The following is a 21998-nucleotide window of genomic DNA, read 5'->3' as shown; positions in this document are numbered from 1 at the left end:
GTCATTATTTTACCATAAGCAGAAAAAAGCTTGTTTGTGAAAAATCCACTTGCAAAGTTCCTATATTTCCGCGTATGATATAGATGCTTGATTATTGATTCACAAACATGAAACACATTGGGGGCTTCATTAATGGACAAAATTAAAATTCCTAAAGCAACAGCAAAGAGATTGCCGTTATACTACCGTTACCTGATCATTTTAAATGAAGAAGGCAAGGCAAAAGTTTCATCAACTGAATTATCTGAAGCTGTGCAAGTCGACAGCGCATCTATCAGACGCGACTTTTCTTATTTTGGCGCTTTAGGCAAACGTGGATACGGATATGATGTAAAAAACTTGCTGACCTTTTTTAAGAAGATTTTGAACCAAGACACTTTAACCAATGTAGCTTTGGTTGGTGTTGGTAACTTGGGTCGAGCTCTTCTGAACTACAACTTTAAACGCAGCAATAATATTAGAATTTCTTGTGCCTTTGATATTAATAAAGAAATCACCGGTCATATCTTAAGCGGCGTGCCCGTCTACGATATGAGCGATTTAAAGCAGCAATTAAGTGATCAGCAAATTTCAATTGCTATATTGACAGTGCCATCATCAGCTGCGCAAAAGACAACGGATGATATGGTTGAGGCTGGAATTAAAGGAATTATGAACTTTACGCCAATTAGATTATCAGCACCAGCTGATGTCAGAGTACAAAATGTCGACCTGGCAACTGAATTGCAAACTTTAATCTATTTCTTGGATTCTGATAAAGCTAAGGAAAGTGACTTTTAAAATTGAATAAAAATTGCCGCCAAACTTTTGGCGGTCTTTTTTTACCACTTGGTTGATAAAAATGACCACTTAGTTTAAAAGGCTAGTTTTCCATGATTAAAGCTGTTTTAATATCATTAAGTCGAAAAAAGGAGGGGAGAAGATTTGAAAATAAGATTGGAAATCGATCCTAATCAAAAAGAACCTGAGATTTTGATCACTGCGCCTAAAATGAATGAGAAAATTGAACGCTTGTACAAACGGCTGCAGGCAGATGAGGAATCTCCTGAACAGCTTGAAGTGACTAAGGACGATACTTCTTATTATTTAAATCTAAATCAGATTCTCTTCTTTGAGACCGATAGCAAGGTCGTGATAGCGCATACTACAACGCAAGCGTATCAAGTAAAGTATAAATTATATGAACTAGAACAACTGTTGGGCAGTAATTTTATGCGTGTTGCTAAATCTACAATTCTAAATTTAGATCAGATATATTCTTTAACCAGATCAATTTCAAATTGCCAGATTAGGTTTCAAAATTCATATAAAACAGTATACGTTTCAAGACATTATTATCGCGACTTAAGAGACAGATTAGAAGAAAGAAGACAATTATCATGAGAAACAAGCTTTGGCGCTCTTTTTGGGGCATTTTCTTTTTAGCAGCTGCAGCATTGGTAGTTGTTAACCAAATGGGAATTTTGAGCTACAAAATTGGTTTTTGGGCTATTGTAGGAACAATTATTTTTGCTTTAGGCTCAATTGACAGCGTGATTAATCGGCGAATTACGGAAGGCGTCTTTTCTATTGCTTTTTTATTGATGGTTTATGCTAAGCCATTGCATATTGAACGTTTAGTACCATGGACGATTTTGCTTGCCGCGGTTCTTATTTCAATCGGATTGGGGATTATTTTTCGCAATCGATTTCATACGGTGGTTTACGCAAATAAGAAAATTAAGGATTTTAGGAACAAAAGAGAAAGTATTTCAGATCATATCTTTACTGATACGGTGAGTAACGAAAAAGGGTCTCACGTGGTTGTTGATCAGACTTTATCCGATACTTCGCGCTACATTCACTCAAAAGAATTAGAGACGATTGAAGTCAATGGCAAGTTGGGTGATATCAATCTCTACTTAGATGATGCACAGGCTGCTGGTGATACGGTAGTAATGGATTTAAACGTTACAATGACTGAACTGAATATTTATGTGCCTTTGTCTTGGCAGGTAAAAGACAACTTGGGTCAAACATTTGGCAATATTCAAATTGAGGGAACTTCCAATGGTGGCGGTCCTACCTTGATTATTCAAGGGCGTGCTAGCATGAGCGATATTGATGTTAGATACATTTAGAATATAGTATTGGTATAGTTGTTTTAAATATAGAAAGAGCAGATTAATGATCGAAAAAAACGTCAATCTAAGCTTAATGTATGAATTGGAAAATTTGCATCATGTCGTAGTGCAAGCAACCAATTTAGTCAATAATCAAATCTTTGCTTTGCAGCTTTTGCATAAACAAACAGATATCATTGTCTATCAAGCAGAAGCAAACCGGAAGCACATTTTCTTTGATGAAGATAATCCAATTGTTTACTTATCAGGGATGGCTGGCGGTCATACCCAGACTTGGGTTTACTCAGGAAAGCCAGGCAACTACTTTATCGGAACCAAGCCTAAGAAACATGGTCATATCTTATGGGATACGCAAATTGCACGAGTAAACATTAATGGCGGTAGCGTTCAGTATGACAGCAATACCGAAATGCCACGTCTGTCATATTTAAACCGTGCCGGTTCAGGCTTTGGCGATGGCAGCGTTGCTTACCCAGGCAAAGAGCTAGAACGTCTTGAGGCAGCCATTTCCCCTGATTACAAGCGTTTATTGATTGCAAGCATTGATTTAAATCATGTAGGTCATTTTGCTCTTTATGATTTGAATGAAGTTAATGAAGCTTTGGATAATGCCGAAGCTAGTGCGTCTGATGTCAATATTCAAAATTTGCATTGTTTAGTTGCATTTACAATTCCTAGTTTTAATCAAACAATTTCATCAATTCAGGGCTATGATATTGATCAAGACAACAATGTTTATGTTTCTTGTCAATTAGGGCCAAAAGCTAATTTCTTAGGGATGGCTAAAGAAGGACATCCACGTCAGATTGTCAAGATTCCATGGGGTTCAAGCAATCCTGATGAATGGGAAGTAGCCAACCTTGATCATGATCATACAGTTGATACTTTGGGCTATGTTACCGAATTTGAGAGTGTACAGGTCGTAAGTCCAAATGAAATTTATTTGACTGTCGCATATCATAGAAAGAACGATCTTAAGACTTTAAAGAATAGAGTCTACAAGATTGAAGGCTTTGGCAATTAAAGGTATTAAAAAACTTCTTAGCGATGCTAAGAAGTTTTTCTTATGCTGTGGTTTTACTTTTAATTAAGCGAACGGGTAGTTGATACTGGTGCTGGCTAAGTGGTTTTTGTGGATCATTAATGCGTTCTAGCAATAATTTAACAAGCAGGATAGCCATGTCCGAAATCGGTTGAGCAATTGTAGATAATTCGGAATGATAAGTTTGAATTTCTTTTGTCCCATCAAAACCAGTCACCTTTAAATCCTTTGGTACCTGGATACCTAGCTCGACTGCTTCTTGCAAAACCAAAATTGCCGTTAGATCATCTGTACAAACTACGCCATCCGGATGATCATGCGTCAGCATTTTATGGATTGTCATCTTTTTTAAAACAGGAGAATCGGAAAATGCTACTGAACAAAGATGAGGCGTCATTTTTAATGATTTAATCGTATCCAAATAAGCCTTTAGACGTTTGTCCGTTGGATTGCCTTTAGTTAATTTGTTTCCCAGAAAATAAATATTTGTGCAGCCGGCTTGAATCAAATCATGTACAGCCAATTGAATTCCTTGATAGTTATCGCAGCTAACGATCGGAATATTATCGGAAAGCTTACGATCAAAAGAAACAATTGGCAAACCTAAGCGTTGATATTCATCAATTCCTAAATTGTGGGCACCAGCGATAATGCCATCAACTTGGTTAGCTAACAGCATCTTAATGTATTCACGTTCTTTTTCTTTATCCTTACCGGCATTGCAAAGGATAATTTTATAGTTCTTTTTAAAAAGTTCAGCTTCGATATCTTGAATCAATTCCGCAAAAAATGGGTTAGCAATGCTTGGAAAAATTACGCCGATTAGCTTCATCTTTTTGCCTTGCAAAGAGCGAGCCAAGGAATTGGGCTTGTAATTTAATTCACGCATAGCTGCGAATACTTTTTTCTTTGTTGCTTCGCTTAAATATCCGTAATTATTAATTACACGCGAAACTGTGGTTGCAGAAACTCCGGCCTTTTTAGCTACATCGGTGAGTTTTACTGCCATTTTTGATCGCCTTTACTTTAAAAAGGATGGTTTTCATTTTCCAGAATTGGCCTGTGTAGTCAATCTTGTGATCGAAACAAATTTTTTGCTTGTCAGGATCATTAAAGAATCTTCCGGTTAAAACATGTTCACCATCGTTAACAAATACTTCGATTAAAGAATGGTCAACAAAAATGTCTAGTTTAAGATCAGCATCCTGCTTTAGCAAAATGCTACGTGTTTGACCATATTTTTCTGAAACGGATTGAGCGTTATGTGAACGATCTAAAGTTAATGAGCCTTTGGCAGTATCAAAACTGAGAGTGACATTCTGACTTAAATCGTCGCTTGCTGCTAAATAAAGTTTACCATTTTGACCAGCTTTAATGGTCATTGCTAATTCATATTGTCCGTTGGTTTTTTCTTTAATTAATTGTGAGTTGGTTTGTTCCTCTTGACCGCGCAAACTTTTAATTGAAGAAACAGGCTGCTGTAACAATTTGCCATCTTTAATGGAGAGTTCTTTAACTTGACTCAAGCAGTTGGCCCATTCTTCATTATCGGTTGGATAAGTTGTGTCGGGCAAGCCTACCCAGCTGATAACATAAGCTTTACCATCTGGTGCATTAAATGCTTGACTGGCATAAACATCAAAGCCTTCGTCGAGATTGTGCAATTTACCAGGATTGATTAATTGCGTTTTTTCAAAATCAGCTTGGTCGGCAATTACGTACATGTTTGGATAAATATTGCGGTAGTTTGCGACTTGTTGATCGAGTCCTTGAGGACAGAAAATGGCGACAGCTTTGCCGTCAACGTTGACGATGTTTGGACATTCGATCATATAGCCCATTGTTTGATCAGTAAAATGCAAAAATCCTAACTCGTGCCAATCAGTTAAATTGTCAGATTTCCAAACATCAATGTGTCCATGTTTTTCTGCCTGATCCTGTGCACCTAAAATTGCATAATAATGTCCGTTCTTCTTAATAATTTGTGGATCACGGAAATGCTCAGTAATGTTTGCTGGTTTTTCGAATAAAACATGCTTATCACTGACATTGCCATTTTTATCCATCCAGGCTCCAATTTGATATGGCGTTCTTATCCAATTTTCATCGCGGTGGTTTCCAGTATACATTAAGAAAAGACGATCGCCAATTTGCATTGCAGAACCAGAATAAGCCCCATGAGAATCGGCTTTACAGTCAGGTTTAACTGCCAAGCCCAAATTTTCCCAGTGAACTAAATCTGAAGACTTGAAGTGCCACCATGATTTCAAACCATGAACGGCCCCAAAAGGATAGGATTGGTAAAAAAGGTGATATTCGCCATTAAAATAAGAAAAGCCATTCGGATCGTTGACTAATCCTGAGATGGGATGCAAGTGATAATGCATCTGTGCAGGCGAATTGGCTGCTTTTGCTTGCAAATCCAATAGTTTTTCAGCGCTCCACTGATTATAAGGCAAGTAACGTTTTTCTCGAGTCCATTCCATAATAACATCCTCCATGAAAGCGGTATCTTTTTAAGATCATTTTATTAAAAACAGTAAGCTATGTCAAACGGTTATCAGCTAAGCTGATTGCTAAAGAATCAGTGCTTATACAATATCATAGCAAAAAAGATGAAAATATATGATAAACGATTGACATATTTTTAGAATGCGCTATTATAATTTAATGACTTTAAAGATAAAGCGTTTACATAATTTTGAGGGAGGAAAGTTATGGATCACAGGAAAGTAGCAGAACGAGTTATCAAAGATGTTCATCAAGATAACATCATTGCCGCTGCGCATTGTGCTACTCGTTTGCGTTTGGTTTTAAAGGATGATTCAAAAATTGACCAAAAGGCCTTAGATAATGATCCTGATGTTAAAGGAACATTTAAGACTAATGGTCAATATCAGGTAATTATTGGGCCAGGGGACGTTAATGACGTCTATGATGAATTAATCAAAATTACTGGCTTGAAAGAACTATCAACTGATGATTTAAAGAAGGTTGCTGTCAAGGGTCAAAAGAAGAACCCAGTAATGGACTTCATTAAACTCTTGTCTGATATCTTTGTTCCAATTATTCCAGCTTTAGTTGCTGGTGGTTTGCTTATGGCATTGAACAACTTCTTGACTTCGCCAGGTTTGTTTGGCTCCAAGTCAGTTGTTCAAATGGTACCAAGTATTGCCGGACTTTCAAGTATGATTCAAATCATGTCCGCTGCGCCATTTATCTTTATGCCAATTTTGGTTGGTATGTCGGCAGCCAAGAGATTTGGTGCTAACCAATTATTAGGTACAGCCGTCGGTATGATTATGACCACGCCTAACTTAGGCGGTGCAACTAAGTTCTGGGACTTATGGGGTTGGCATGTTGCTCAAATCAACTACCAATATCAAGTTATTCCAGTATTGGTTGCTGTTTGGGTACTTTCTATTCTGGAAAAGAGATTGCACCAGTGGCTGCCATCAGCCGTTGACTTTACTTTCACACCACTTCTGTCATTGATGATTACCGGTTTTCTTACTTACACGATCATCGGCCCTGTCTTTAAAGGCGTATCTGATGCGATTACTAATGCCATCGTATGGCTCTACAATACAACTGGTGCCTTCGGAATGGGTGTCTTTGGTTTAACTTACTCAGCAATTGTTACTACTGGTTTGCACCAAAGTTTCCCAGCTGTTGAAACTCAGCTTTTGGCTAAATTTGCTCAAACTCACGGTGCAAGCTCTGGTGACTTTATCTTCGTTACCGCATGTATGGCCAATGTAGCTCAAGGTGCTGCTACTTTCGCAGTTTACTTCTTAACTAAGAACAAAAAGATGAAGGGCCTTTCTTCATCAGCTGGCGTTTCTGCACTTCTTGGTATTACTGAACCTGCACTTTTCGGTGTTAACTTGAAGTACAAATTCCCATTCTTCTGTGCTTTAATCGGTTCTGGTGTTGCTGCTACCTTTGCGGGCTTGATGCATGTTACTGCTGCTGCTTTAGGTTCAGCCGGCTTCCTGGGCTTCCTTTCAATTTATCCAAAGACGATTCCAATGTGGGTTGTTTCCGTTGCAATTAGTTTTGTCATTGCCTTTATTTTGACTTATGTTTACGGTAAAGGTCATTTGAAGGAAGAAGTTGCTAGTCAAGATGTTCCAGTTAATGATGCAACTTCAATTGCTGAAGATAATCAAAAAGCCGAAAAGGTATCTAAAGAACAATTAAGCTTAAAGGATGAAGTTATTGCGGCTGCGGTAGATGGACAGCCTGAAAGCTTAACTAAAGTAAACGATAAAGTATTTTCCGCTAAATTAATGGGTGACGGTGCAGCAATCGTTCCTAGTGATGGCACGATTTACGTACCAGTGACAGGTACTGTTACTATTGCTTATGAGACCAAGCACGCTTATGGCATTAAATCTGATAAAGGTGCTGAAGTATTGATTCATATCGGTCTTGATACAGTTAACTTAAAGGGTCAGCACTTTGAAAGCTTTGTTAAGCAAGGACAACGTATTAACAAAGGAGACAAGTTGGGTACGGTTGACCTTGAAGCCGTCAAGAAGGCTGGCTATGATACAACAGTAATGGAAATTATTACTAATACTGCCAACTATGCTAACGTTCAAAGAATTAGCGATGCAGGCGTTAAGCATGGTGATAAATTAATCGCTGTTACTGCTCATAATTAAAAAATCTTATAATCCTCTAGAAAAATAAAGAAAAAGTAAAATTAGCACTCTTTTATAAAAAGTGCTAATTTTTTCTTGCTTTTTTATTGAAAACACGTTATTATCATATTTGTAAGCTAGCACTTGGTAAATACGAGTGCTAATTAACAAATATGATAATAAAAATTAAAAAAACTAAGATTATAGGAGGGACAAACGTGTTAGAACCAATCGGTGATCGCGTGATCGTAAAAGTTAAAGAAGAAGAAGAAAAGACTGTTGGAGGCATCGTCCTTGCTTCCAATGCTAAGGAAAAGCCAACTGAAGGTGAAGTTGTTGCAGTTGGCAACGGCGCTTATGCTGAAAATGGCGAAAAGCTGCCAATGACAGTTAAGAAGGGCGACGTAGTTTTATACGATAAGTACTCTGGCACTAATGTTAAATATGAAGGTGAAAAGTACTTAGTCCTTCACGAAAGAGATATTTTAGCAATCGTTAAGTAATTATCTAAGTCAAATCTTTTAAAATAAATCGAGATAAGGAGGAGCTAATCTATGGCTAAAGATATTAAATTCTCAGAAAACGCAAGACGTTCACTCTTAAAGGGCGTTGATAAGTTAGCTGATACTGTTAAGACTACTATTGGTCCTAAGGGTAGAAACGTTGTTTTGGAACAAAGTTACGGTAACCCAGACATCACTAACGATGGTGTTACTATTGCTAAGTCAATTGAATTAAAAGACCACTACGAAAACATGGGTGCTAAGTTAGTTGCCGAAGCAGCTCAAAAGACTAACGACATCGCAGGTGACGGTACTACTACTGCTACCGTTTTGACTCAAGCTATCGTTCGTGAAGGTATGAAGAACGTTACTGCTGGTGCTAACCCAGTTGGTATTCGTCGCGGTATTGAAAAGGCAACTAAGGCAGCTGTTGATGAACTTCACAAGATCAGCCACAAGGTTGAATCAAAGGATCAAATTGCTAATGTTGCAGCTGTTTCATCAGCTTCTAAAGAAGTTGGTGCTTTGATCGCTGATGCTATGGAAAAGGTTGGTCACGATGGTGTTATCACTATTGAAGACTCACGTGGTATCAACACTGAGCTTTCAGTAGTTGAAGGTATGCAATTTGACCGTGGTTACTTATCACAATACATGGTAACTGACAACGACAAGATGGAAGCAGACCTTGATAATCCATACATCTTGATCACTGACAAGAAGATTTCAAACATTCAAGACATCTTGCCATTACTTCAAGAAATTGTTAAACAAGGCAAGTCATTGTTGATCATTGCTGACGATGTAACTGGTGAAGCTCTTCCAACTCTTGTTTTGAACAAGATCCGTGGTACTTTCAACGTTGTTGCTGTTAAGGCACCTGGCTTTGGTGACCGTCGTAAGGCTCAATTACAAGATATCGCTGCTTTAACTGGTGGTACTGTAATCACTGAAGACCTTGGCCTTGAACTTAAGGACACCAAGATTGATCAATTAGGTCAAGCTCGTCGTATCACTGTAACCAAGGACTCAACTACTATTGTTGACGGTGCAGGTTCAAAGGATGCTATTCAAGAACGTGAAGACTCAATCAGAAAGCAAATTGAAGAAACTACTTCAGACTTCGACAAGAAGAAGTTGCAAGAACGTCTTGCTAAATTAACTGGTGGTGTAGCTGTTATTCACGTTGGTGCTGCTACCGAAACTGAACTTAAGGAACGTCGTTACAGAATCGAAGATGCCTTGAACTCAACTCGTGCTGCCGTTGACGAAGGTTACGTAGCCGGTGGTGGTACTGCACTTGTTAACGTTGAAAAGGCCGTTAAGGATCTTAAGGGTGATTCAGCTGATGAACAAACTGGTATCAACATTGTTTTGAAAGCTTTGAGTGCACCTGTTCGTCAAATTGCTGAAAACGCTGGTAAAGATGGTTCAGTAATCTTAGACAAGTTGGAACACCAAGACAATGAAGTTGGTTACAACGCAGCTGCTGATAAGTGGGAAAACATGGTTGACGCAGGTATCATTGACCCAACTAAGGTAACTCGTACAGCCCTTCAAAACGCTGCATCTATTGCTGCACTTCTTCTTACTACTGAAGCTGTTGTAGCTGATATTCCTGAAGATAAGCCACAATCTCCAGCTCCAGATATGGGAATGTAGCCGTTAGCGCTTTAGCGCTTACGGATACATTTCTAGATCATGAAATGATCTAGTTCATCTCTTAGCGTTTTAGCGCTTAGAGATTCAATTCTCAAACATTTATGTTTGAGAATATAATTTAAAACATTGCAATAAAAGTTATACACATAGAAAGAAGATCGCATTTGCGGTCTTTTTTCTTTTGTCCACATCTTTAGCGTATAATAGTTAACAGTGAAAAAGAGCTAAAAAGAAAGAGGAATTTCATTTGGCTAAAAGCAGTACTACTCCTATGATGGAGCAATATTATGACATAAAAAAGCAATATCCCGATGCCTTCCTTTTTTATCGCGTCGGCGACTTCTATGAATTATTTGAAGACGATGCAGTCAAAGGTGCGCAGATTCTTGAGTTAACCTTGACTCACCGTTCTAATAAAACTAAAAATCCAATTCCAATGGCAGGTGTGCCTCACTTAGCTGTGGATTCATATGTGAATACTTTAGTTGAAAAAGGCTACAAAGTTGCACTTTGTGAACAACTAGAAGATCCGAAAAAGGCCAAGGGCATGGTGAAGCGAGGGATCATTCAGTTGGTTACGCCCGGTACTATGATGGCTGAAGGACCTAATGAGGCAAAAGAGTCTAATTACTTAACTTCTGTAGTGACGACCAATAGTGGATTTGGTTTAGCCTATAGTGATTTGTCCACAGGTGAGATTTATACTACCCACTTAAAAGATTTTGCAGCAGTTTCAAACGAACTTTTATCTTTAAGAACGCGTGAAGTTGTGTATAACGGACCATTAACGGCACAAAATCAAGATTTTATGCACAAGGCAAATATCACAGTTTCTAAACCAACGCCGCTTGAAGGCGAACATGCCGAAATTTCATACGTTGAACAAAACTTAAAGAATCATGCAGAAAGACAGGCAGCTGAACAATTAGTAGGTTATTTATTAACAACACAAAAACGCAGCCTGGCCCACTTACAGATTGCAAAAAGCTATGAAGTAAATCAATATCTGCAAATGTCGCATACTGTGCAGAATAATCTAGAATTAATTTCTTCTGCAAAAACCGGTAAAAAGATGGGTTCGCTCTTCTGGGTGCTGGATAAAACTCATACGGCAATGGGTGGTCGTTTGCTTAAGCGGTGGCTATCGCGTCCGCTTCTTTCAATTGAAGAAATCAATAAGCGGCAAGAGATGGTTCAATCCTTGTTAGACAACTACTTTACCCGAGAAAATGTTATTGATGCTTTAAAAGGCGTTTATGACCTTGAACGATTGACCGGACGGATTGCTTTTGGCAATGTCAATGCTCGTGAACTTTTGCAATTATCACGTTCCTTGCAAGCTGTACCAGTGATTTTAGATGCTTTAAAGCAATCAGACAGTACAGAATTAAAAGATTTTGCCGATAAAATTGATCCACTCAAAGGTGTTGCTGAATTAATATCAACTACTTTAGTTAAGGATCCGCCAATTTTAACAACAGAAGGCGGCTTAATTCAGGATGGCGTAGATGCTCAGCTTGATCGTTACCGTGATGCGATGAACAACGGTAAAAAGTGGCTGGCACAAATGGAAGCTGATGAACGAGAAAAAACCGGAATTGAGAACTTGAAGGTAGGCTATAACAAAGTATTTGGCTACTATATTCAAGTTTCTAATGGCAATAAGAGCAAAGTCCCCTTGGATCGTTATACGCGCAAGCAGACGCTGACTAATGCCGAACGTTATATCACGCCTGAATTGAAAGAACATGAAAACCTCATCATGGAGGCGCAGACTCGTTCAACTGATTTGGAATATGATTTGTTCGTTAAATTGCGTGAAGAAGTTAAAAAGTATATTCCAGCTCTGCAAAAATTGGGCAATCAATTGGCTGCGTTAGATGTTTATACAGGCTTTGCTACCGTTGCAGAAGAAAATAATTATTGTCGCCCAAGCTTTCACAGTGCCAACCAGAATATCGACGTCGTTGGTGGCCGCCACCCAGTTGTAGAAAAGGTAATGACGGCTGGTTCCTACATCCCTAATGATGTCAAAATGGCCGACGATACGGATATTTATTTGATTACTGGTCCAAATATGTCTGGTAAAAGTACCTATATGCGACAAATGGCATTAATTGCGATTATGGCGCAAGTGGGCAGCTTTGTGCCAGCTGACAGTGCAGACTTGCCAATTTTTGACCAAATCTTTACGCGAATCGGTGCGGCCGATGATCTGATTTCTGGTAAGAGTACTTTCATGGTGGAAATGAGTGAAGCAAATGAAGCACTGCAATATGCTACCAAACGTAGTTTGGTACTATTTGATGAAATTGGTCGTGGAACAGCCACTTATGATGGAATGGCTTTAGCTGGCGCCATTGTTAAATACCTGCATGATAAAGTCGGTGCGAAAACTTTATTTGCCACGCACTACCATGAATTGACTGATTTAGACAAGACATTGCATCACTTGAAGAATATTCATGTTGGAGCAACTGAAGAAAATGGCAAATTGATTTTTCTGCACAAGATCTTACCTGGCCCAGCCGATCAGAGTTATGGGATTCACGTTGCTCAACTTGCTGGCTTGCCGCATCGCGTTTTGCGTGAAGCAACTAAATTGCTTAAACGACTTGAAGCACAGGGTGCAAGCGAATTGGGACCAGCCAGTGAACAGCTGAATTTGTTTACGGAAAATGCTCCAGAAGCAGAAGAGACAACTGACGATGAAGCAGAAACAGTTTCAAATGCTGAAAAAGATGTGCTGGATCAAATTTCTAACCTTTATTTAGCAGACAAGACACCACTGCAAATAATGCAAATGGTTGCTGATTGGCAACAAGATTTAAAGGATGACGAGTAAAATGCCTAAAATTCATGAATTATCCGAGGCCCTAACTAATCAAATTGCCGCCGGAGAAGTTATTGAGCGACCGGCTAGTGTTGTTAAGGAATTGGTTGAAAATTCAATTGATGCTGGTGCAAGCAGAATCAGAATTGATTTTATGGATGCCGGTTTAAAGCAAATCGTTGTTCAGGATAATGGTACAGGAATTGCACGCGATCAGATTGATTTGGCATTTACTCGCCATGCAACTAGCAAAATCAATAATGAGCGTGATCTTTTTAACGTTTCTACATTAGGCTTCAGAGGAGAAGCTCTAGCTTCTATATCTGCGGTTGCTCATGTTGAAATGATTACGGCAGCTGCTGATGAGATTGGTACTAAAGCAGTTTTTGTGGGCGGAAATAAAAAGACTGAAGAAGATGCAGCTGCAAGAAAAGGAACAAAGATAACAGTTAAAGATTTGTTCCTCAATACCCCGGCGCGGTTGAAATACTTGCGTAGTCCGCGAACTGAGATGATGAAAATTGTCGATATTGTCAACCGCATTTCGCTAGGCTATCCGCAAATTTCTTTTACTTTGTCTAATGCCGGCAAAGTATTATTGAGAACGCCGGGTAATGGCAACTTAGCCCAAACCGTAGCTAATGTTTACGGTCGCCATATTGCTGAAAAGATGATTCCCTTTAAAAATGCAGACAGTGATTTTCAGGTTTCGGGTTTAATGTCTCGTCCTGAATTGACGCGTTCAACCCGCAATTTTATTTCCATTTTGCTTAATGGTCGCTATATTCGGAACTTTCGCCTGAACACGGCGATTATGGAAGGATATGGTTCCAAATTAACTGCACGTCATTATCCAGTTGTGGTGGTTGCAATTAAGGTCGATCCTTTATTAGTTGATGTCAATGTTCACCCAACTAAGCAAGAAGTAAGATTGTCTAAAGAAAAAGAACTAAGCCGTTTGATCACGGCCGCTATTAGCGATAACTTAATCAGTCATCCCGAACAAAGCGATGCTTTTGCCAATTTAAAAACTAATCGGCAGGAGACCCTGGTTGATCAATTAAAGTTTAATTTAAACCAGAACGTGGTTAATACCACTAGGCAACCAACACCAGAAATTCATGAAAAAGTAACGCCAACTGAATTAACACCTAAAAAGGCTAAGACGAAATACGTGGATTTAAGTATTCCACGTGAGGATGATCGTTACGTAATTACCACGACATGGGCAGACAATATTGCCAAACAAACACAATTAACGCCCTTTGGCAAAGGCAAGTCTGACAAGGAAGTTATTTCAACTGGGGATGAAACGCTGGCTACCAGTTTGCCAGAACTGCAATATTTGGGTCAAACTAAAACCTATATTATTGCTGAAGATAATGGTGATCTGTTTTTGATTGATCAGTTAGCAGCACGGCGCCGTTTAACTTATGAAAAAATTTATCAGACACTGCTTGAAAAAAAGATTGTGCAGCAAGGTTTATTAACGCCTTTGGTTCTTGAATTTGGCAACTTGGACTTTTTACAGATAAAAAGCAAAATTGACGAGATTAAAAAAATCGGAATTTTTCTGGAAGATTTTGGTCAAGACAGTTTTATTATGCGCTCCTATCCAACATGGATTCATGGTGATGTTGAAGGCTCAGTTAGAAAAATTTTGGATAGCTATTTAACGTTCGCACACCAGACTGAAACGACCTTGTTTGCTAAAATTGCTGCTTTGCAGGCTCGAAAAGAAATTACCGGTCATGTTGATTTATCGGCTGGAGAAAATGTCAGTCTTCTAGCGGATTTGCGCAAGAGCAGTGATCCATATCATGATGCCGATGGCAAAGTTGTTTTAGTAAGAATAAGTCAAAATGACTTGCGGAAGATGTTTAAAAAGGATGAATAAAAGATGTTTGAATATTTAGATGGAACGATTGCTGAAATTTCGCCAAGCTATATCGTCGTTGATGTTAATGGCGTTGGCTATAAAGTTTTCAGTCCGACTCCTTTTGCTTATCATCAAGGGCAAAAGGCTAAAGTTTATGTTGAGCAGAATTTCTCAGATAACAATGGCTTTACTCTTTATGGTTTTCAAGACAAAAATGCTAAAGGTCTTTTCCTGAAATTGTTGAGTGTCAGCGGAATTGGTCCCAAGTCTGCTTTAGCTATCATGGCGGCTGAAGACAGCGACTCCTTGGCTGAAGCAATTGAGCAGGGTGAAGTTAAGTATTTGACGCGTTTTCCGGGCGTGGGCAAAAAGACGGCTTCCCAAATTGTGCTTGATTTGAAAGGAAAGTTAGGCGATTATGTTAATCGTTTGGATCGGACGGTTGCCGATAATGAAGAGATTTCACCAGAATTGCACGATGCCTTATTAGCTTTGATTGCCTTAGGCTACACTCAAAAAGAGGTCAATCGCATTACTCCGAAACTGGAAAAAATTGATACCGATAGTGCAGATAAATATATTAAGAAGGGATTGGCCCTTTTATTAAAGAAGTAATGTTATAGTGAACATTAGTTTGTAAAAAAGTGAGGAAGTGAATTTTGTGGTAGACAAGGAAGACGCGATAACTTTAAGTGAAGCGCAAGATGCGGAAGAAGAACAAGTTGAAATGTCGCTGCGTCCGCAAAGTTTGGATCAATATTTGGGACAAGCACGAGTAAAAAAAGAAATGGCAGTTTATATCAAGGCAGCCAGACAAAGGGATGAAGCATTAGATCATGTTTTGCTTTATGGCCCACCAGGTCTTGGTAAAACTACATTGGCTTTTGTCATTGCGCATGAGTTAGGCGTTCATCTTAAAAGTACATCTGGGCCAGCGATTGAAAAAGCCGGTGATTTGGTGGCACTTTTATCAGAACTGGATCCTGGCGATGTTTTGTTTATTGATGAAATTCACCGTTTGCCTAAACCGATTGAAGAAGTACTTTATTCTGCTATGGAAGATTTCTATGTCGATATTATGATCGGTGAGGGAGAAACGACGCATGCCGTTCATGTTCCACTTCCTCCATTTACCTTAATTGGGGCAACTACTTTGGCGGGACAGCTTTCAGCGCCGCTACGTGATCGTTTCGGTATTGTTGAGCATATGCAATATTACACTGTAAATGAGTTAGAGCAGATTATTCAACGATCCGGCGATGTCTTTCATACTTCTATTGCTCCTGAAGCAGCTCATGAATTGGCTCGTCGGTCTCGGGGAACGCCACGAGTGGCCAACCGTTTGTTAAAACGGGTGCGTGATTTCGCCGAAGTTAAAGGTGAAGATACCATTTCTTTAAAGACAACGGAGCATGCTTTGAAGCAATTGCAGGTTGACGATGAAGGACTGGATCTGACTGACCGCAAACTTTTGCGTACGATGATCGAAGGCTATGGTGGCGGCCCTGTTGGCATCAGAACTTTAGCAGCAAGTGTCGGTGAAGATATTGATACGATTGAATCTTTGTATGAACCATATTTGCTGCAGCATGGCTTTATTTTATTAACGCCGCGTGGTCGAATGGCAACTGACAAAGCTTATGCTCAATTAGGATTACCTAATCCAAATGAAGAATAAGACAGATTAGAGTGCATCTTAGGTCTGCTTTTTGTATAATAAAAGTAATTGACATTAACATTGATATTTTTATGAGGTGAAAAATTTGAATACTTTATTTTTGGCTAATGCTCAAGGTGGCAGCAGCAATATTATGATGATTGTTGTTTTCGTTATTTTGATCGGATTCATGTACTTTGGCATGATTCGCCCGCAAAAGAAGCAACAACAAAAGAGAATGCAAATGATGGATCAATTGAAGAAGGGCGACCGTGTTGTTTTAGTTGACGGCTTGCACGGAAAAGTTGATTCAATCAATGGCAAGGACAATACTGTTGTTATTGACGCTGATGGTATCTACTTGACTTTCAGCAGAATGGCTATTCGTCAAGTTTTGCCAGCCGCAGCAGAAAAGCCAGCATCAGCTGAAACTGAAAAGTCAGAAGCTCCTGCAGAAGAAAAATCAGCAGAAAAGACTGAAACTAAGGAAGAACCTGAAGCAAAGCCTGAAACTGAAAAGCCAGCAGATGACAATTCAGAAGAAAAGAAAGATTAATCATAAGATAATTTTATGAATAAAAGCGCCTTTGAAAGGCGTTTTTTATTTTGCTAAAAAATTCCTTGTTGTAAAATAAATGTGTTGACTATGAAGTGGAGGTACAAAATGAAAAATATTCCAGTTGTCATGATTATTTTCGGTGGTAGTGGTGACTTGGCACACCGTAAGCTTTATCCTGCATTATTCAATCTTTATGAACAAGGCTTGATTCACGACAATTTTGCTGTTATTGGAACTGCACGTCGTCCTTGGTCGCATGAATACTTACGTGGACAAGTAAGCGATGCAATTCATGAAACTCATACTGAAGTTGATGAAAATGATGTCAAAGACTTTACAAGTCATTTTTACTATCAATCTCATGATGTAACTAATGTTGAACACTATGTTACTTTAAAAGAATTGGCTCAAGAACTGGACGATCGTTACAGTGCCCAAGGAAATCGCTTGTTCTACATGGCCATGGCACCAAGATTCTTCGGAACAATTGCCACCCATATTGACGATCAGCATTTGACTGGCAGCGGCTTTAACCGGATTGTTGTTGAAAAGCCATTTGGCCGTGATCTTAAGAGTGCTGAAGAATTAAATAAGCAAATTACCGCTTCATTTTCTGAAAATGAAATCTTTAGGATCGATCATTACCTTGGCAAGGAAATGATTCAAAATATTTTGCCAATGCGTTTTACCAATCCATTGATTAAGAATATTTGGAACAAAGGCAATCTCAAGAATATTCAAGTTACTTTTGCTGAAAGACTCGGTGTTGAAGCTCGTGGTGAATATTATGAAACCTCAGGTGCTTTGCGTGATATGGTGCAAAATCATATTTTCCAAATCATTACCTTATTGGCAATGCCAGAACCAGAGAATATTTCTTCAGAAGCCATTCACAAGGCAAAGCAAGAATTGTTGGAAAGCTTGATTATTCCAAATGCTGAACAAGTAAAAAAGGACTTTGTTCGAGGCCAATATGCTGGTAGTGACACCACCTTTGCTTATAAGAAAGAACCGAAGGTAAATCCTAATTCTTTAACTGAAACATATGTCGCAGGAAAGGTTAAGTTTGAAAGAGGACCAATTGCCGATGTTCCAATTTACTTCAGAACTGGTAAGAAATTCAAAGAAAAGAAGAACCGAATTGACATAGTGCTAAAGCATATCAACACTCCATATGGTCAAGCTTATTCCAACAATATTACGATTGAAATTGATCCAAAAAGTCGAATTTTTATTACCATCAACGGTAAAAAGATTAGTGAAGAAGGAATTAGAAGAGAAAATCTTGACTACACTTTCTCTAAGTCTGAATTAGCAGAAGTGCCAGATGGTTATGAATGCCTTCTCCATGATGTTTTTGTCAATGATTCCACTAACTTTACCCACTGGAGCGAATTAAAACGTTACTGGATGTTCATTGATGCAATAGAAGACGCTTGGCAAAAGGAAAACGAAGCTGGCAACCCAGATATCGTCCAATACGCACCATATCGGATGGGGCCAACTGAAAGCAACCATATTTTTGAATCTCCAACTGAACATTGGATTTATGAATAATAACGAGAATTTATTACCTAAAAACGACATCCATCGCCGGATTATTCATCTGGATATGGATGCTTTTTACGCTTCAGTGGAAATGCGGGACCATCCCGAATTAAAAAATAAGGCAGTAGTTGTTGCTCATGATCCGCGGGATTTCAATGGTCATGGCGTGATTACGACTGCAAATTATATCGCGCGCAAATATGGCGTTGGCAGTGCTATGCCGGCAATTAAAGCAGTGCAGCTTATTCCAGCAGATAAATTAGTCTTTATTCCGCCCAATTTTGACAAGTATCATGCGGTTTCTAATCAAGTCCATGTCATTATGCACGAAGTAACAGATATCATTGAGCCCGTTTCTTTAGATGAGGCATATCTTGATGTTACGAAAAATAAACTAGGCGATTACTCTTCAATTCAGTTAGGCAATTACATGCAGCAAAAAGTATATCGCACGACCGGTTTAACTTGTTCATATGGCGTGACCTATAATAAGTTTTTGGCAAAAATGGGTTCTGAATATGCCAAACCATTTGGAAAAACAGTCATTTTGCCCAGTGAAGCCCAATCCTTTTTAGCACAGCAGGATATCAAGAAGTTCCCTGGAGTCGGGAAAAAGATGCAGGCCGTTTTAAGAGAAATGGGGATCAATACTGGTGCCGATTTGCAGCAAAAAAGCGTCAAATTTTTAATTGATCATTTTAAAAAGATGGGTTACGTATTAGCAATGCATTCACGTGGCATAGACTTAAGTCCGGTTGAAGCCAAGAGACAACGGAAGTCGATTGGCAAGGAAAGGACGTTTGAGCCTAGCATTTTTGACCAGCAGCAAGCGCTGACTTTATTAAGAAATTATGCACGAGATGTCAGTCAGATGCTTAAAGAAAAAAATCTGCAAACCAATTGCATCGTCTTAAAATTGCGCAATACCGATTTTCATACGGTTACCCGGCGACGCATGCTGCGGCAAAAGACGCAGGATGAACAGTTGATTTATAGTGAGGCAAAGTCATTATTTGAGACTTTGCCGGAATTTTTAGATCAAGGAATTCGGCTGCTCGGTATCTCGGCTACCAATTTGGAACAAGAAACTTATCGTGAAACTAATCTGTTTTCAACTTTATAAAAAAGGCGATTGTCTGTTACACTAGAGGGTAAGAAAATTAAGGAGAGTTAAAGATTATGAGTACTTTTGATGAAATCTACGAAAAAATTAAAGAATATCCTACTATTATCTTGCATCGTCACATCAGTCCTGATCCAGATGCAATTGGTTCACAAGCTGGTCTTGCTAGAAGTTTGCAAGAAAAATTCCCTGACAAACGTATTTTGTGTGCCGGTGAAAATGACGAAGGCGATTTAGCCTGGATTAATACTATGGATAAGGTCACTAAGAAAGATTATGAAGGTGCTTTGGTAATTACAACTGATACTGCCAACACCTCTAGAATTTCCAACAAGCTTTACCGTGAAGGTTCTTTCTTAATTAAAATTGACCACCACCCTGATGTCGATCCATATGCCGATATGAGTTATGTCGATCCAGATGCACCAGCAGCTTCTCAAATTATTGTTGATTTTATTAATGCTGAAAAATTGCCTCTTCCTGAAGAAGTTGCTTATCCGCTTTATGCTGGAATTGTTGGTGATACCGGACGGTTCATGTATCCAGAAACTTCCGCTCATACTTTTGATGTAGTAGCTCAACTTGCCAGAACAGGCATTAATATTACTGAGATTGCTCGTAATATCAGTGATGTTACCTTTGCTCAAGCTAAACTTCAAGCTGCCGTTCTTGACTATATGACAGTTGATCCATGCGGCGCAGCTTATGCTGTTTTAATGCAAAAAGATTTGAAGAAACTTGGCATTACTGATGATCAAGCATCAGTTACTGTTTCTACTCCAGGAAGAATTAAAGATATCAAAGCTTGGAATGTTTTTGTTGAAAAACCAGATGGTACTTTCCGCGTTCATTACCGTTCAAAGGGTCCTGTAATCAACAAATTAGCTGAAAAACATGATGGCGGTGGTCATGCTTTGGCTTCAGGCGCTAATGCCAAAGATATGGATGAAGTAAAGCAAATCTTCGCCGAAGTTGTTGAGGTAACTAAAAAATACAATGAAGAACATGAATAATACTTTTACTGATTCAAGAATTAAACCTGAACTGCAGGCCGGGCTTGAAAAAATTCATTTTACTAAGCCAACTAAAGTTCAGGAACGAGTTATCCCGACCATGCTTTCACGGCAAAATGTGATTGTACAGTCAGCAACAGGTTCTGGTAAGACGCATGCTTATCTAGTACCGGTTTTTAATGATATTGATCTGTCTTCTGACTATGTTCAAGCAATTATTACTGCACCTAGTCGTGAATTAGCCGATCAGCTTTATCAGGTTGCCAAGAGCCTGCGCAAGGCTTCAGGATTGAATATTTCAATCATGCACCTGGCTGGAGGAACTGACCGGGAACGTCAATTAGAAAAAATCGAAAATAAAAAACCGCAACTGGTTATTGCAACGCCAGGTCGTTTGCTGGATTTTGTCCAAAAGAAGATCTTTGCTGTTGATGCCGTGAAGGACTTTATCATTGATGAAGCTGATATGACTTTGGATATGGGCTTCTTAAATGATATCGATCAAGTAGCTGCTAAGTTGCCAAAGGATGTGCTTTTTGCAGCTTTTTCAGCAACTATTCCAGTGAAGTTGGCCAACTTTTTACGTAAGTATATGGCGCATCCTGACGAAATTATCATTGATAATCCAGCAATTATTGCGCCAACAATAAAAAACGATCTTTTGGATGTTGGTTCAAAAGATAAGAAGAACGTTCTTTATCAATTATTAACGATGGGGCAGCCATATTTGGCCTTGGTTTTTGCCAATACAAAGCAAAAAGTTGATGAATTAACCAAGTTTTTGCAGGATCAAGGATTAAAGGTCGCTAAAATTCACGGCGGCATCACTGAACGTGAGCGTAAACGGACTTTGCGCCAAGTTGAACAGGGGCAATTCCAATATGTAGTTGCCAGCGACTTGGCAGCCCGCGGTCTTGACATTGATGGCGTAAGTTTAGTTATCAATTATGAAGTTCCGCGCAATTTGGAATTCGTCATTCACCGGATTGGCAGAACAGGTCGCAACGGTTTGCCAGGTCACGCAGTTACTTTGATTCGCGAAGAAGAGATGAACCGAATTGAAGAGCTGGAAAAGATGGGCGTTCATTTTGATTTTGTTGAAATTAAAAAGGGCGAACTGGTTCCTCGTAAACATTATCGCCGTCGCGACAACCGTGAAGCTAAGAATCGCAAGCTTGATACAAAACTGGTTGGTTATGTTAAAAAAGAAAAACGTAAACGCAAGCCAGGCTACAAGAAGAAAATCAAACGTGCTATTCAAGAAGACAATCGTCAAAAGCGCAAGCTTGAACAGCGGCATGAGGTTCGCAAAGCTAAGCGGCAACGTCGCCGTCGGCGTGAGCAGGGACGTTGACAAACTTCGTCTAAGTAGTACAATTATTTTCAGCTTAAGATATGTCTTTTAAA

Annotated in this window: 18 protein-coding genes; 16 read left to right on the top strand and 2 right to left on the bottom strand. The window is 39.1% G+C overall.

Features of this window, described 5'->3' with window-relative positions:
• Window positions 1-132: 132 nt before the first annotated feature.
• The 4 genes from HMPREF0493_RS04655 (at window position 133) to HMPREF0493_RS04640 (ending at window position 3147) form a co-directional block, all read left to right on the top strand.
• Window positions 133-780 (top strand): redox-sensing transcriptional repressor Rex, encoded by a 648-nt coding sequence (locus HMPREF0493_RS04655; protein WP_006352145.1) that lies wholly within the window; start codon window positions 133-135, stop codon window positions 778-780.
• A gap of 144 nt (window positions 781-924) precedes the next feature.
• The gene (locus HMPREF0493_RS04650; RefSeq protein WP_006352144.1) at window positions 925-1383 is read left to right on the top strand and encodes a LytTR family DNA-binding domain-containing protein; all 459 of its coding nucleotides are present in this window, start codon (window positions 925-927) and stop codon (window positions 1381-1383) included.
• Complete coding sequence (locus HMPREF0493_RS04645; RefSeq protein WP_006352143.1) at window positions 1380-2120, top strand: LiaF transmembrane domain-containing protein; 741 nt, start codon at window positions 1380-1382, stop codon at window positions 2118-2120. Before HMPREF0493_RS04650 ends, HMPREF0493_RS04645 begins: the two co-directional genes overlap by 4 nt.
• A 46-nt stretch (window positions 2121-2166) precedes the next feature.
• Window positions 2167-3147: a class III bacteriocin gene (locus tag HMPREF0493_RS04640; RefSeq protein WP_006352142.1), complete on the top strand. Its 981-nt coding sequence runs from the start codon at window positions 2167-2169 to the stop codon at window positions 3145-3147.
• Window positions 3148-3187: 40 nt separating this feature from the next.
• Here the strand turns inward: HMPREF0493_RS04640 and HMPREF0493_RS04635 are convergent, their stop codons facing one another.
• Both HMPREF0493_RS04635 and HMPREF0493_RS04630 read right to left on the bottom strand, forming a co-directional pair.
• Window positions 3188-4174, bottom strand: coding sequence for a LacI family DNA-binding transcriptional regulator (locus tag HMPREF0493_RS04635; RefSeq protein ID WP_006352141.1), 987 nt, complete (start codon window positions 4172-4174; stop codon window positions 3188-3190).
• Window positions 4146-5651, bottom strand: a complete 1506-nt coding sequence (locus HMPREF0493_RS04630) for a sucrose-6-phosphate hydrolase (protein ID WP_050776637.1) — start codon at window positions 5649-5651, stop codon at window positions 4146-4148. The genes HMPREF0493_RS04635 and HMPREF0493_RS04630 overlap by 29 nt, the downstream gene beginning before the upstream one ends.
• 231 nt (window positions 5652-5882) lie before the next feature.
• Here HMPREF0493_RS04630 and HMPREF0493_RS04625 point away from each other — a divergent pair, with 231 nt between their 5' ends.
• The 12 genes from HMPREF0493_RS04625 (at window position 5883) to HMPREF0493_RS04570 (ending at window position 21945) form a co-directional block, all read left to right on the top strand.
• A complete protein-coding gene (locus HMPREF0493_RS04625) occupies window positions 5883-7835 on the top strand; it encodes a sucrose-specific PTS transporter subunit IIBC (RefSeq protein ID WP_006352139.1) in 1953 nt (650 codons plus the stop codon).
• A gap of 197 nt (window positions 7836-8032) precedes the next feature.
• Window positions 8033-8317, top strand: a complete 285-nt coding sequence (gene groES, locus HMPREF0493_RS04620) for a co-chaperone GroES (RefSeq protein ID WP_040457224.1) — start codon at window positions 8033-8035, stop codon at window positions 8315-8317.
• Between the two features lie 51 nt (window positions 8318-8368).
• Window positions 8369-9979 carry a chaperonin GroEL gene (groL, locus tag HMPREF0493_RS04615; protein ID WP_006352137.1) on the top strand — a complete coding sequence of 537 codons (1611 nt, stop codon included), beginning with the start codon at window positions 8369-8371 and terminating at the stop codon, window positions 9977-9979.
• 271 nt (window positions 9980-10250) lie between these two features.
• Entirely contained in the window at window positions 10251-12824 is a 2574-nt protein-coding gene (mutS, locus tag HMPREF0493_RS04610; protein ID WP_133286320.1) for a DNA mismatch repair protein MutS, read from the top strand.
• Between the two features lies 1 nt (window position 12825).
• Window positions 12826-14709, top strand: a complete 1884-nt coding sequence (gene mutL / locus HMPREF0493_RS04605; RefSeq protein WP_040457223.1) for a DNA mismatch repair endonuclease MutL — start codon at window positions 12826-12828, stop codon at window positions 14707-14709.
• A 3-nt stretch (window positions 14710-14712) separates the two neighbouring features.
• Window positions 14713-15306 carry a Holliday junction branch migration protein RuvA gene (gene ruvA / locus HMPREF0493_RS04600; RefSeq protein WP_006352134.1) on the top strand — a complete coding sequence of 198 codons (594 nt, stop codon included), beginning with the start codon at window positions 14713-14715 and terminating at the stop codon, window positions 15304-15306.
• Window positions 15307-15352: 46 nt separating this feature from the next.
• A complete protein-coding gene (ruvB, locus tag HMPREF0493_RS04595; protein WP_040457221.1) occupies window positions 15353-16369 on the top strand; it encodes a Holliday junction branch migration DNA helicase RuvB in 1017 nt (338 codons plus the stop codon).
• Between the two features lie 76 nt (window positions 16370-16445).
• On the top strand, window positions 16446-16904 hold the full coding sequence (yajC, locus tag HMPREF0493_RS04590) for a preprotein translocase subunit YajC (protein ID WP_006352132.1): 459 nt from the start codon (window positions 16446-16448) through the stop codon (window positions 16902-16904).
• A gap of 108 nt (window positions 16905-17012) precedes the next feature.
• Window positions 17013-18464, top strand: a complete 1452-nt coding sequence (gene zwf, locus HMPREF0493_RS04585; protein WP_040457219.1) for a glucose-6-phosphate dehydrogenase — start codon at window positions 17013-17015, stop codon at window positions 18462-18464.
• Entirely contained in the window at window positions 18457-19578 is a 1122-nt protein-coding gene (dinB, locus tag HMPREF0493_RS04580; protein WP_006352130.1) for a DNA polymerase IV, read from the top strand. The genes zwf and dinB overlap by 8 nt, the downstream gene beginning before the upstream one ends.
• 56 nt (window positions 19579-19634) lie before the next feature.
• Window positions 19635-20591 (top strand): DHH family phosphoesterase, encoded by a 957-nt coding sequence (locus HMPREF0493_RS04575; protein ID WP_006352129.1) that lies wholly within the window; start codon window positions 19635-19637, stop codon window positions 20589-20591.
• Window positions 20584-21945, top strand: a complete 1362-nt coding sequence (locus HMPREF0493_RS04570) for a DEAD/DEAH box helicase (protein WP_040457229.1) — start codon at window positions 20584-20586, stop codon at window positions 21943-21945. Before HMPREF0493_RS04575 ends, HMPREF0493_RS04570 begins: the two co-directional genes overlap by 8 nt.
• Window positions 21946-21998: the final 53 nt, after the last annotated feature.

It is taken from the genome of Lactobacillus amylolyticus DSM 11664, assembly GCF_000178475.1.
Taxonomy (GTDB): Bacteria; Bacillota; Bacilli; order Lactobacillales; family Lactobacillaceae; genus Lactobacillus; species Lactobacillus amylolyticus.
The sequence above is the reverse complement of the archived record's forward strand: the minus strand, read 5'-3'. Positions and strand labels throughout refer to the sequence as shown.

Bases quoted from the DNA above. Each gene is read 5' to 3' on its own strand.
- HMPREF0493_RS04575 (WP_006352129.1), top strand. From the start codon at position 19,635: ATGAGTACTTTTGATGAAATCTACGAAAAAATTAAAGAATATCCTACT.
- HMPREF0493_RS04640 (WP_006352142.1), top strand. From the start codon at position 2,167: ATGATCGAAAAAAACGTCAATCTAAGCTTAATGTATGAATTGGAAAAT.
- HMPREF0493_RS04570 (WP_040457229.1), top strand. From the start codon at position 20,584: ATGAATAATACTTTTACTGATTCAAGAATTAAACCTGAACTGCAGGCC.
- HMPREF0493_RS04655 (WP_006352145.1), top strand. From the start codon at position 133: ATGGACAAAATTAAAATTCCTAAAGCAACAGCAAAGAGATTGCCGTTA.
- mutL (WP_040457223.1), top strand. From the start codon at position 12,826: ATGCCTAAAATTCATGAATTATCCGAGGCCCTAACTAATCAAATTGCC.
- HMPREF0493_RS04625 (WP_006352139.1), top strand. From the start codon at position 5,883: ATGGATCACAGGAAAGTAGCAGAACGAGTTATCAAAGATGTTCATCAA.
- HMPREF0493_RS04635 (WP_006352141.1), bottom strand. From the start codon at position 4,174: ATGGCAGTAAAACTCACCGATGTAGCTAAAAAGGCCGGAGTTTCTGCA.
- HMPREF0493_RS04630 (WP_050776637.1), bottom strand. From the start codon at position 5,651: ATGGAATGGACTCGAGAAAAACGTTACTTGCCTTATAATCAGTGGAGC.
- HMPREF0493_RS04645 (WP_006352143.1), top strand. From the start codon at position 1,380: ATGAGAAACAAGCTTTGGCGCTCTTTTTGGGGCATTTTCTTTTTAGCA.
- dinB (WP_006352130.1), top strand. From the start codon at position 18,457: ATGAATAATAACGAGAATTTATTACCTAAAAACGACATCCATCGCCGG.
- ruvA (WP_006352134.1), top strand. From the start codon at position 14,713: ATGTTTGAATATTTAGATGGAACGATTGCTGAAATTTCGCCAAGCTAT.
- groL (WP_006352137.1), top strand. From the start codon at position 8,369: ATGGCTAAAGATATTAAATTCTCAGAAAACGCAAGACGTTCACTCTTA.
- mutS (WP_133286320.1), top strand. From the start codon at position 10,251: ATGATGGAGCAATATTATGACATAAAAAAGCAATATCCCGATGCCTTC.
- zwf (WP_040457219.1), top strand. From the start codon at position 17,013: ATGAAAAATATTCCAGTTGTCATGATTATTTTCGGTGGTAGTGGTGAC.